The following is a 10,455-nucleotide window of genomic DNA, read 5'->3' on the forward strand; positions in this document are numbered from 1 at the left end:
ATCTAGTTTTGAGAGAATAATTCCAAAAAAACTCTTGCATTTTTGAAAATACATAGTATAATGATCTTTGTCACTAAATTGTCTGGTGGCGATGGCGAAGAGGTCACACCCGTTCCCATGCCGAACACGGAAGTTAAGCTCTTCAGCGCCGATGGTAGTTGGGGGTTTCCCCCTGTGAGAGTAGGACGCCGCCAAGCAGACATCATTCCGCAGTAGCTCAGTGGTAGAGCTATCGGCTGTTAACCGATCGGTCGCAGGTTCGAATCCTGCCTGCGGAGCCATATGATTGGAGAGCTGTCCGAGTGGTCGAAGGAGCACGATTGGAAATCGTGTAGGCGGCCAACGCCGTCTCAAGGGTTCGAATCCCTTGCTCTCCGCCACTTTCAAATATATGGCCCGTTGGTCAAGTGGTTAAGACACCGCCCTTTCACGGCGGTAACACGGGTTCGAATCCCGTACGGGTCACCATTATTTTTTAGAAGCAGAAGGGGTATACCGGAGCTTTTAAAGGAAGGCATGCTAAGATCGCAACATCCTGTTGCAACGCATGCACTTGCACGTCCTGTGCTGCGGAGGATTAGCTCAGCTGGGAGAGCATCTGCCTTACAAGCAGAGGGTCGGCGGTTCGATCCCGTCATCCTCCACCATATCTACTAATATAAAACATTATCGCGGGGTGGAGCAGTTCGGTAGCTCGTCGGGCTCATAACCCGAAGGTCGCAGGTTCAAATCCTGCCCCCGCAACCAAAAATTGCTCATTAAATGAGGAGTGCCCGAAGGGTGCAACCAAAATAGTTCATGCAATAAAAATTCAAAAATGGTCCGGTAGTTCAGTTGGTTAGAATGCCTGCCTGTCACGCAGGAGGTCGCGGGTTCGAGTCCCGTCCGGACCGCCATTTAAATAAAGGCTCGGTAGCTCAGTTGGTAGAGCAACGGACTGAAAATCCGTGTGTCGGCGGTTCGATTCCGTCCCGAGCCACCATTTGCCGGTCTAGCTCAATTGGTAGAGCAACTGACTTGTAATCAGTAGGTTGGGGGTTCAAGTCCTCTGGCCGGCACTGTTCTGGAGGGGTAGCGAAGTGGCTAAACGCGGCGGACTGTAAATCCGCTCCCTCAGGGTTCGGCGGTTCGAATCCGTCCCCCTCCACCATTTCTATAGGGGCATAGTTTAACGGTAGAACAGAGGTCTCCAAAACCTCCGGTGTGGGTTCGATTCCTACTGCCCCTGCCAATTACGTATTGAAACGTATGGCGGTTGTGGCGAAGTGGTTAACGCACCAGATTGTGGCTCTGGCACTCGTGGGTTCGATTCCCATCAACCGCCCTTTATGATCATATTGGGCTATAGCCAAGCGGTAAGGCAACGGACTTTGACTCCGTCATGCGCTGGTTCGAATCCAGCTAGCCCAGTTTTTCATCTTTTATCAATAAGTTGAATATGTTAAAATGAGTTCATAATTAGAATGCGGAAGTAGTTCAGTGGTAGAACACCACCTTGCCAAGGTGGGGGTCGCGGGTTCGAATCCCGTCTTCCGCTCCAATTTCTTAACTTAAAATGATGGCGGCATAGCCAAGTGGTAAGGCAGAGGTCTGCAAAACCTTTATCCCCGGTTCGAATCCGGGTGTCGCCTTAGTGCCCTTGCCGGGGTGGTGGAATTGGCAGACACACAGGACTTAAAATCCTGCGGTAGGTGACTACCGTGCCGGTTCAAGTCCGGCCCTCGGCACCATAGCTCACACATGCCGGTGTGGCGGAATTGGCAGACGCGCACGACTCAAAATCGTGTTCCTTCGGGAGTGTCGGTTCGACCCCGACCACCGGTATCACTAGAACGCAAAAGCGACGGTATTTCGGCGTATTATTCGCTGATTTATCGTCGCTTTTTTTGCGTTAAACGTCACGGCAAATGGTCGTGTGCCTATCGCTTTCCTTTAAACAGAAGGGAGGCGATTTTTTTATGTCTAAACGAAGAAGCAATCGTTTAAATGCCCGCGAGGTGGATATCGCCGTTGAGCCGATCGAATACAACACTTTAACAATCGACGGTGCGATTAAGCTTTTCCTGGCTGACGCAAAGCGAAAGAGTTTGCGAAAGGATACGATCACATATTATCATCGCGAGAATAATCATTTTCGTAATTGGATTGTGCAGCAGGAAAAGGGTGATTTAATTTCGGGGATCGTGCGCACTGATATTGATGAGTATGTCGATTATTTGAAAGAATCCGGTAGACAAAATGGATCTATAAATACACGTTTGCGATCTATGAGAGCCTTATTCGGATATCTGGAAGAGAATAAATATATCGCGAATAATCCAATGAAGAAATATCCGCTACTAAGGGAACGGAAGGGCAATATAGAGACATTTTCTTTAAAACAGCTTCGGCAGCTATTGAACGCTCCTGACAAACGTACTTTCACCGGTCTTCGTGATTACACATATATGCTGTTGTTATTGGAAACAGGAATACGACTAAGTGAAGCTGCGGGGATTTTGGTTGAAGATGTAAAGCTAAGTGAAGGAACCATCTTTATTAGAGAGACAAAAAACCACTTTCATAGATATGTACCCATACAAGCAAGGATGAAGGAGCAATTAAGAAGGTATTTAAAGATACGTGGAACATGTGAAACAGATCATTTATTTGTAACAATCGATGGGACTCCAATGAAGAGGGGCGCTTTACAAAAGATAGTTGGGAAATACGGTAAAAAGGCAAAAATTAAAGGCGTAAGATGCAGCCCGCATACTTTGAGACATACATTCGCTAAAATGTCAGTTATGAATGGAGCTGGCGTGTTTGAACTACAGAAGATACTCGGGCATTCAACGATGGAAATGGTTCGAGTATACGTCAATCTTTATGCTTCTGATGTTTACGATCGTCACAAAGAATTTTCACCGCTCAACAACTTATAAAAACAAAAAAAAGACGACCATCCGTCGGAAATAAATCCGATAGATAGCACGTCAACCCTACGTCTATCTTATCGAAAAAAAGCGTTCAAGTCAACGCTTATTTGAGTGCGCCTAATTTTCCGATGGGTCGGTACGTCTCCAAGGGGAGAAAACCGAATGTATACGAAAGAATCCGCTAAAATGGCGTCATTCCGTTCTGTGGACGAGCTTAATGGCGCCATCCGCACGCATATCTACCGCAATAAATCCGCCCTAACGCCTGCCGCAATCGAGGTTCTCAAGGTGCTGTCGCGTCATGCCTGCAAAACGCCAGGCGTCGCGTATTTGAAGCTGCAATCGATCGCTGACCTAGTCGGCTGCCACCGCACCACAGTTATCCGGGCAATTAAGCGACTAGTAGCCTGCGGCATCATTCGCAAGGAAACGAAATTCAGGCCGGTTTCCGGCGGCAACGGCGCCAATATGTACGTGATTTTGCCGGCTTATACTAGCGCCATGAACCCGAATAAACCGGCTGATGATGGCGATGCTACTCCGCAAATGCAACCCCGTTCGACATCGGACAAGCCAACGAAGACAACGGCTGAAACACCGAAAAGCACGGGCGAAGCTGTTATTTCTAAAAGCGTAAATAAATTACTACGTAATACGTATAGTGCGTTCAAAGCTGCGGTCGAATCGTTTGTGAGCGATCGGAAGCTGACGAACCGGCTATACGGCATCTACCTCGCACATACGTCGTATTTAAAAGGCGCCTATGATTCCGAGACGCTAGAAGAAATCGGCCGGGAAGCTGTACGTCATACGTTCGTTGCGACAAAGCGCAAGCACATTCGGAATCTTGCTGGCTATTATAACGGTGTACTGGACCGGATGTTAGACCGGTTATATGAAACGCGATTTGATGAGTTGACGTGTTCCTAACCGGTAAGCAGAAGGACAGGATGTCGTTTCGGTTCGGTTGACTCTGCGGATGGGCGTGCGATTTCGTACGTCAGTGAGACGGGGAGGTCTTCGAGAAGAGACGCTTGTTCATCACATTTTGTGATAATCAACTCGTATCTTTGAATCAACCTAATTGCTGCGTCCTTTTTAATTCCTATAGAGTGCTACGATTCTCAAACGAAAACAGCAGAAAATTAGGCGCTTTGACGACTACATATACGCTAGCTTCCGGCAAGCCGCATGGACGGTAAAAGCCCGTGAAAATCGTGTGAAAAACGTTGGTCTATTAGCGGAGTTCGAAACGTTCCTTGAGTCATAAGTGTGTTTGATTGTCGCACGGTGCGACGATTAAATCCTTTTTTATACGGAGATCAGGTCGGCTAGGCCTGTGAGATCCAGTACTGGCGGAACTGGACGACAGAAATGGTGTGCGGAGTGATCGAAACCGTAGATCCTGTCGGAGGAGCCTTGCGGATTGATGGCGTTGACATTCCGTTTAAGGAGATCGTTTGGGTTGCGTTGGAGGACGTGTGACCTCGTCACAAATTGTGACGACAAGCGCATCAGTACGCACGATTTTTATTTTGCGAAAGCTCATAACAAAATGTGATGACCGATTTGCCCATAATCACAAGCTGAAACCTCACCGCGTGCGACCCCTCAAACACTTTACGATTCTTGACGTTTTGGCCGCGTTGTAACATCGAAAGGGCTACGGACAATATAATAGAAGAAAAGCGGAATAATTACGATTTATTATGTCTCGAAATGTTACGCGTGTAAAGTTCGGCAGTCTTTGCGCCAATACTTCACCGGGTTAAATATATGCAATAATTTACCGGACTAAAGCGATTGTGAAACGGCTAGAACCCGCAACAGTATTACGATGTATAAAACCGTGCATAGTCGAGAAAATTAGGGAGTTCACAAACGCAGTAATGGCGCGGTTTATACGATATGTCTACTTCCTATAGTGGGAATTATGTAAACTAAAAACGAATACGAAATACATCGATATGCAGAAATGGGAGTAAATATCGTAATAGTGGCCGGGGTGTGTCGAAGGGGAAAAGCGGCTCCGGACTTCCGATCATTTCTTGCAAAATTTTAAAGTCGGAGGATAAAAAGAGGGGGCGGGATCTCAAAAACTGAGCCGGCGCTCCAGGCGGTTTTTAAGTCCGCATTTCAAAAAAACGTTTTGACCTACAAAAAAGACGCCAATCGGCGCCTCTAATTCGTCTTAAACGCATTCACAAAGCTTTCTCCGTCCCGTTCCGTATTAATAAGCCGCTGGGCGCTTTGGCTGATCCGCTGAGCCAGAGCCTGCTGCGCTTTTCCTTGGAAGCTGTAGAGAAGCGAGGAATAGACGGTGTTCATTTCCTTTTGAATGTCGTCTACCTTAAATTTCGGTCTGAGGGTATTTCGAACAGATTCAAGCTTGGTTCCGGCCACGCCTCTCATACCCGTTTTTAGCAAAGCAAGCTGCCTGCGCTTTTCCATTGGGTCGTTCTGCTTTTTGATTATTTGATCTAACGTATCCATTTACTCATCTCCTATAACTTTAACCAGTTTGCGAGCATCTTGTCTTTTGATTTGAAATCCTTTGCGATTTGCGCCAGATAGCCGCTGATTTCTTCTAAATCTGAAATCGTGTCTTGTAATGAAGCGATATATGCCGCTTCGGCATCGACATCGTAAAACAGCGGATTCCCTTTTTTATCGAACGACTGCGCCAAATCATTCAGCGTATTGTTTACATCATCGAGCGTAAGCTGATCGTATAAGCCGTGACCGACCTGGCGATAGGTATCGTATTTCAAATCGCTTATCGCAGCGTCATGTTCCTGGTAGGCGTTTTCCGCTTCTCTTTTCATCGTACGCAGGTCGTTTATAATCGCATTTACTTTTTCCGCAAGCTGCTTAGCGACTTCGGGGGTGACTTTAATCGCGCCGCTTCCGGAAACGACTTCAGCCGGCAGCATCGCTTTTAAGTTTTTGTCATAGACGAGCTCATCGCCGTCTATATTTTGAACGTTGCCGTCTTCGTCGAAGGTGAAATTCGAATCATTGAGGCCGTGGGTGTCGGGATTTTGGAAAATCAGCGTATTCGCGAAATACATGAGGTTTCTTCCGACCTGTTGGAGCTTATTACCGTCAAGCCTTTTTTCCCGATTGGCTCGTGCTACAGAAGGATCTTTCGTGTAGATCGTTGTTCCATTGTGCCGTTCAAATTCATCCCACCAACCGGCACCGACCATATCTTCCGGATTAACAAACGATTTTATATACAGATCATATTTACCGTTATTGATTTCCTTTTGCTTTTCTTCTGAATGCAGCTTAACGATAGACGGACTGTTGAATGCTACTGCATAGACATTATTGTTGACTGCGCTGTATTCTGCCTCCGCGCCTCCAAGCGAGTGTCCAGTCGTTGAAACAATCGTCGATGTCCCTTGATACTTTTGTTTGACTTCTCTAACCAATTGATCGGCTTGGTCGATTTGCGTCGTCTTTGTAATCACTTTATAGTTTCCAGACTCCATCATCTGGAGTTGCTCCATTGATCGAGTATATACCCCAAGCGTTTTTGACGTATCTTTCGCACCTTTTTCGACAATGTATTCTGTCTCTTTTTTAGGGTCCAATCCGATGGCGACATTTTCAGCGTCCGCTTTCGCGCCGTCTGCTTCGAGATCTTTTGAGAGATCAGTGCCTGCGAAGGCTACGACGACGTTTTTCGGGTTGTTTGATTTAACCCATTTGCCATTCTTATTTTCGGCTTGAGAGAAAACGAATGCATCTAAACCGGTATCTGTATCCTGTTTAACTTGTTCGATGTACCAATAAGAGGTTTTATTGATTTTATATGGTTTTTTATATTTTATGTGTAATTTCAGGGTCTTATAGTGGTATGAAGCCCTGCTCAAATTAAAATACTCTTCATCAGAAACATTTGGTTTTCTTACATTTTTTTGTTTTGTCAACGTATACTTCACCTTTCATATAATGTAAAATAAAGAAAGAAAGGATGATCTGTTTGAGAAAATACATTATTATCCTATTGGTTATGATTATAGCAGTTGGGGGTTTTTTCGTGAAGCATCAATACGATAATCATAAAGCCGAACAAAAATTAGTAGAAGAAGCAAAAGAGGAAATGAGAAGTTATTTGAAAAAAGACTATAAAAATGTGTCGGAAGTTCATTTTTCTAAAGACTATAACATCGATCCAACGGGCGGTGTAGAAGTATCCGGCTACATAAATAACGATAAAGAAAAAGAGTTTTCAGGTATTTACGATCCAACAAACAAGAAAATAGGAATTTCTGTTGTAAACGCAGAAGAAAAATAGCCCGCTCAAATCGAGCCGGGCCTTTCTCGTTTTATATGCTCTTTTTCATTCCGCATCTACGGCACTCGCGAAGAAATATCCCGTCCTTCACCGAACTTTTAAACAACGTGTAATCGCAGTTATCGCAGCGTCCGTAATGAACGTCCGGATACTCCTTATAATCGTATACAATCGTCGTATCATAGCCTTTTGTTTCATAATCCATTCGTCCTCGACCTCCGACTATTAGGATACGACATTAGCTCGGGGGATTCAACGCCGTAGACAACGATTTTCCCACGAAATTAAAGCGTAGGAGCCACCGGAATGTGTTACGAGTATATTAGGTATCGGCGGCCGCTCAACGCCTGATTTCGTGTGTTATTCGATAACCTCGATCTTTTTAAATCCGCTGCCATTTTCGTATTGATCCTTCGTAAAAGTAACGCTAATCCGATCGCCTGGCTTTGCGTCTGTGGCTGCCGGATTGAAAGAGAAGCCGCCGTCATCCGCTGAAACCGCGTAATCTTTTCCTTCGACAATATATTCGCGCTCGATCGTTTCCTGGGCGTCTTTGGCTTCCGCGGCCATGTCGTCAGCCACGCGATAAGCAATATCGACATCTTCGTTCAACTTGGCGGCGTAGATTCCGAGGGCCGCGTTTCCTGCGATTGATAGGCCGAGGACGGCCGTTAAAAGTTTCGTTTTATTCATCGTCATTACCTCCGTGTTTGGTTGCGATTAAATAGCCGAGACAGGTCAGCGCCGTATTAAACCCGATCTGATACGCCCTGCCAGCGTCTTTAAACGTCGCAATAGGGCGCTGGTATAGATCGAGAAGCTGTTCGGCCTGCTGCGGTCTTAATGGCGGTGTGTCCGACCACAAACGTTTTATATAAAGCGTCATTTCCGATTCCTCCCTGATCTAAAGAATAGAAGCGCGATGAAAACGATCGCTGATCCGAGGCCGACGTAATCCAAAACGGACAGCCGGCCGAAGTTCATATCCGCAATCCAGGCGAGCAAGACGACAACTAACAAAATTTCGGTGGTATCAATTCGTTTCATTCGTGTTATAATTGATTGACAAGGGGCGAGATGCCCCTCGTGTTTATGTTCGGCGACGGTTCTTCGTGGTGGGAGAGAGTCGCTCCTTACTTTCGGCTTTGGACTGATCGTCCTTTCGCATCTTGCGGAGTTCAAGACCGAGCTTGATAATTCCGAGCCAAGATGCGATGATTGCCGAAAGCTTCATGACTATGTCAATCAATTACGTTCACCTCCTTTCGTTACCTTAATTATACGATATCGCATAACGAATGTCAACCGTATTTGCGAAAAAATATTCGTTATCGTATAATCGGATTATCAAAACGAGGTGAGTACGGATGAAAATAACGGTAAGACCGCGACTGTCGGAGGTAATGAACGCGAAAGGGTGGAAGCAAATTCCGTTGTCCGAAGCGTCTGGAGTTCCGCAAGGTAGCATAAGCCGGTTCGATAAAAACGAAAGGCATCTCGATTGGCACGTGTTTGCACTGGCGAGAGCGCTTGGAGTAAATGTCGAGGAGTTATTCGAGGTGAAGATCGAAGACGCTGACGAATGATTGGCGTCTATTTCTTCGTGTTATTATCGTATATTTATACGTTTATATGAATAATAATACTATAGATATGACGGTGAGAGGTCGGGTGATTATCGTCATATTCTCAATTAGAATAACGTAATTGATAATGAACACGATCTTATTCGTACAAATCGGCCAAAAACACGACTTTATTCGTACATGCGAAAATGGGGTTCGCGCTTACAGCCGCAAGGGATACAGCGATTTTGAGTCCGGAATTACTTCTTAGTCTTCTGAATTCGAAGACTAGCGGGAACTACGTTTCACTCCGTCCCGCAGAAACGCAATCATGTATATTGTATAAATAATTGTATCGCGATAAAGGTCTTAATAATATCCGCGGACACGGAGGAGCGTAAGCGACGGAGTGGACGCTATGTCTTAAACCAAACGAAAATATTTCGATAAGTTAACGATATGACCATGTAGAAAATGTCCGTAGTTGTCTATACGTAGTAGAAGGACGTAAAGCTACGTAAACTTAACGGAAAGGAGGGCGGAAAATTGGCCCGGAAACTTAGCGAAAAACAGATCGCTGCCATAACGATTTTAGCACAGCCGAAAAGAGGCGGAATGACTTACGATCAGATTGCCGAAGAAGTAGGCGTAAGTAGGCAGACGTTATATGAATGGCGGCAGAATGATTCGTTTAATGACGAACTAAAGCGTCAGATTATGCGGAACACTCTCGATCGTTTACCGGAAGTAATGGATTCCATACCGGATCATATCATTAACGACGGAAATGCTGCGATGTTCAGGACGCTGTTGCAGGCGCATAGTATGCTTACGGATAATGTAGTCGTAGAGAATAAGAACGGCAGCGATACGGATATAGACGAGATGAAGGCGCAGATAGAGCGTATGAGAGCGTTGCGTAAGGATGCCGAATAGTAGGCGCAGTATATAGGAAACGAATAGGATACGGAGGGTTTACGAGGGGTGACGGCGGATAATATTCTGTCAGCTGAAACCTCCTGGCGCGCGACCCTCCGATCACTTTGACGAAAGCCCACCCGTTTATGCAATATCTTATACATATCACGCTGATCCTATCGAGTATAAGAACGTTGATATGACGCGGTTTATACGATGCATAAAATAAACGGAATACATAACGAAATACAACAACGAATGAACGTTGATATGACAACGATTGCGATGAACGTCAGTGTAACAGAATCCGATAGTGTTACACTCGATATACAAACGGATGAATACCGTATACACAACGAAGGAGGGGGCCGGGGAGGGAAAAACAAAATCCGCGGCTCCAGGCGCATCTTGAACGCGCACATCAAAAATTCACTTTGACTTTGCGGAGGTGCAACCGATGTCAATAACGCTAAACACTGTCGAACACAACTCGAATTCTTGGTCTCATAAAACGCTTTCCCAACGCCTAATCGAATCCGGCGCATATGACCTTCGCACGTATCGGAGAATCACCGATCTAGGAAACGGTTATAGTCGCGTCGAACCGATGTGGACAGACGATAGACAGCCACGATATGGAGATAGCGAAGAGGCCACGGAGAAGAGGCGCTGGCTACGAGAAACGATAGTATAACGATTTTCACGCGAAAATCACACGAAATCAGACGTCTTAGCCTTCGCCGAGGGT

The 10,455-nt window shown here is 45.8% G+C and carries 11 protein-coding genes, 16 tRNA genes and 1 rRNA gene; 22 read left to right on the forward strand and 6 right to left on the reverse strand.

The genetic code is table 11. The features are described 5' to 3' along the window. Positions 1 to 81: 81 nt before the first annotated feature. From rrf to V7126_RS10100, 19 genes are all read left to right on the forward strand, one after another. A 5S ribosomal RNA gene (rrf, locus tag V7126_RS10010) occupies positions 82 to 197 on the forward strand. A 9-nt stretch (positions 198 to 206) separates the two neighbouring features. Further along, positions 207 to 281 (forward strand) — tRNA-Asn (locus V7126_RS10015). A 7-nt stretch (positions 282 to 288) separates the two neighbouring features. Further along, a tRNA-Ser gene (locus tag V7126_RS10020) sits at positions 289 to 380 on the forward strand. A 13-nt stretch (positions 381 to 393) separates the two neighbouring features. Continuing rightward, positions 394 to 468 (forward strand) — tRNA-Glu (locus V7126_RS10025). A gap of 103 nt (positions 469 to 571) precedes the next feature. Further along, positions 572 to 647: transfer RNA gene (locus V7126_RS10030), tRNA-Val, on the forward strand. A 23-nt stretch (positions 648 to 670) separates the two neighbouring features. Further along, a tRNA-Met gene (locus tag V7126_RS10035) sits at positions 671 to 747 on the forward strand. Positions 748 to 819: 72 nt separating this feature from the next. After that, a tRNA-Asp gene (locus tag V7126_RS10040) sits at positions 820 to 896 on the forward strand. 10 nt (positions 897 to 906) lie between these two features. Further along, positions 907 to 982 (forward strand) — tRNA-Phe (locus V7126_RS10045). A gap of 3 nt (positions 983 to 985) precedes the next feature. Continuing rightward, a tRNA-Thr gene (locus tag V7126_RS10050) sits at positions 986 to 1,058 on the forward strand. A gap of 7 nt (positions 1,059 to 1,065) precedes the next feature. Then, positions 1,066 to 1,150: transfer RNA gene (locus V7126_RS10055), tRNA-Tyr, on the forward strand. A 7-nt stretch (positions 1,151 to 1,157) separates the two neighbouring features. Further along, positions 1,158 to 1,231, forward strand: a tRNA-Trp gene (locus V7126_RS10060). Positions 1,232 to 1,251: 20 nt separating this feature from the next. After that, positions 1,252 to 1,324: transfer RNA gene (locus V7126_RS10065), tRNA-His, on the forward strand. Positions 1,325 to 1,338: 14 nt separating this feature from the next. Beyond that, positions 1,339 to 1,410: transfer RNA gene (locus V7126_RS10070), tRNA-Gln, on the forward strand. Positions 1,411 to 1,465: 55 nt separating this feature from the next. Further along, positions 1,466 to 1,540 (forward strand) — tRNA-Gly (locus V7126_RS10075). 20 nt (positions 1,541 to 1,560) lie between these two features. Beyond that, positions 1,561 to 1,631: transfer RNA gene (locus V7126_RS10080), tRNA-Cys, on the forward strand. 10 nt (positions 1,632 to 1,641) lie between these two features. Next, positions 1,642 to 1,730: transfer RNA gene (locus V7126_RS10085), tRNA-Leu, on the forward strand. Positions 1,731 to 1,742: 12 nt separating this feature from the next. Beyond that, positions 1,743 to 1,824, forward strand: a tRNA-Leu gene (locus tag V7126_RS10090). Between the two features lie 134 nt (positions 1,825 to 1,958). After that, positions 1,959 to 2,924 (forward strand): tyrosine-type recombinase/integrase, encoded by a 966-nt coding sequence (locus V7126_RS10095; protein ID WP_046132528.1) that lies wholly within the window; start codon positions 1,959 to 1,961, stop codon positions 2,922 to 2,924. Positions 2,925 to 3,080: 156 nt separating this feature from the next. Next, positions 3,081 to 3,848 (forward strand): helix-turn-helix domain-containing protein, encoded by a 768-nt coding sequence (locus V7126_RS10100; RefSeq protein ID WP_046132527.1) that lies wholly within the window; start codon positions 3,081 to 3,083, stop codon positions 3,846 to 3,848. A 1,251-nt stretch (positions 3,849 to 5,099) separates the two neighbouring features. Here V7126_RS10100 and V7126_RS10105 read toward each other — a convergent pair. Continuing rightward, entirely contained in the window at positions 5,100 to 5,411 is a 312-nt protein-coding gene (locus tag V7126_RS10105; RefSeq protein ID WP_046132526.1) for a hypothetical protein, read from the reverse strand. Positions 5,412 to 5,422: 11 nt separating this feature from the next. Further along, positions 5,423 to 6,856, reverse strand: a complete 1,434-nt coding sequence (locus V7126_RS10110) for a lipase (RefSeq protein WP_335497561.1) — start codon at positions 6,854 to 6,856, stop codon at positions 5,423 to 5,425. A 110-nt stretch (positions 6,857 to 6,966) separates the two neighbouring features. Here V7126_RS10110 and V7126_RS10115 point away from each other — a divergent pair, with 110 nt between their 5' ends. Continuing rightward, a complete protein-coding gene (locus V7126_RS10115) occupies positions 6,967 to 7,224 on the forward strand; it encodes a DUF1433 domain-containing protein (RefSeq protein ID WP_048350006.1) in 258 nt (85 codons plus the stop codon). A 31-nt stretch (positions 7,225 to 7,255) separates the two neighbouring features. Here the strand turns inward: V7126_RS10115 and V7126_RS10120 are convergent, their stop codons facing one another. From V7126_RS10120 to V7126_RS10135, 4 genes are all read right to left on the reverse strand, one after another. Beyond that, on the reverse strand, positions 7,256 to 7,429 hold the full coding sequence (locus V7126_RS10120; protein WP_016885212.1) for a hypothetical protein: 174 nt from the start codon (positions 7,427 to 7,429) through the stop codon (positions 7,256 to 7,258). A gap of 155 nt (positions 7,430 to 7,584) precedes the next feature. Continuing rightward, complete coding sequence (locus tag V7126_RS10125) at positions 7,585 to 7,917, reverse strand: hypothetical protein (RefSeq protein ID WP_335497562.1); 333 nt, start codon at positions 7,915 to 7,917, stop codon at positions 7,585 to 7,587. Further along, on the reverse strand, positions 7,910 to 8,110 hold the full coding sequence (locus tag V7126_RS10130; RefSeq protein WP_128748033.1) for a hypothetical protein: 201 nt from the start codon (positions 8,108 to 8,110) through the stop codon (positions 7,910 to 7,912). Before V7126_RS10130 ends, V7126_RS10125 begins: the two co-directional genes overlap by 8 nt. Positions 8,111 to 8,314: 204 nt before the next feature. Then, entirely contained in the window at positions 8,315 to 8,473 is a 159-nt protein-coding gene (locus V7126_RS10135; RefSeq protein ID WP_335497563.1) for a hypothetical protein, read from the reverse strand. 118 nt (positions 8,474 to 8,591) lie between these two features. Between V7126_RS10135 and V7126_RS10140 the strand changes: the two genes are divergently transcribed. Both V7126_RS10140 and V7126_RS10145 read left to right on the forward strand, forming a co-directional pair. Beyond that, positions 8,592 to 8,810, forward strand: coding sequence for a helix-turn-helix domain-containing protein (locus tag V7126_RS10140; RefSeq protein WP_144619731.1), 219 nt, complete (start codon positions 8,592 to 8,594; stop codon positions 8,808 to 8,810). Between the two features lie 525 nt (positions 8,811 to 9,335). Beyond that, positions 9,336 to 9,725 carry a phBC6A51 family helix-turn-helix protein gene (locus V7126_RS10145; RefSeq protein WP_006636938.1) on the forward strand — a complete coding sequence of 130 codons (390 nt, stop codon included), beginning with the start codon at positions 9,336 to 9,338 and terminating at the stop codon, positions 9,723 to 9,725. Positions 9,726 to 10,455 lie beyond the last annotated feature (730 nt).

It is taken from the genome of Bacillus sp. JJ675 (assembly GCF_036963165.1).
GTDB lineage: Bacteria > Bacillota > Bacilli > Bacillales > Bacillaceae > Bacillus > Bacillus glycinifermentans.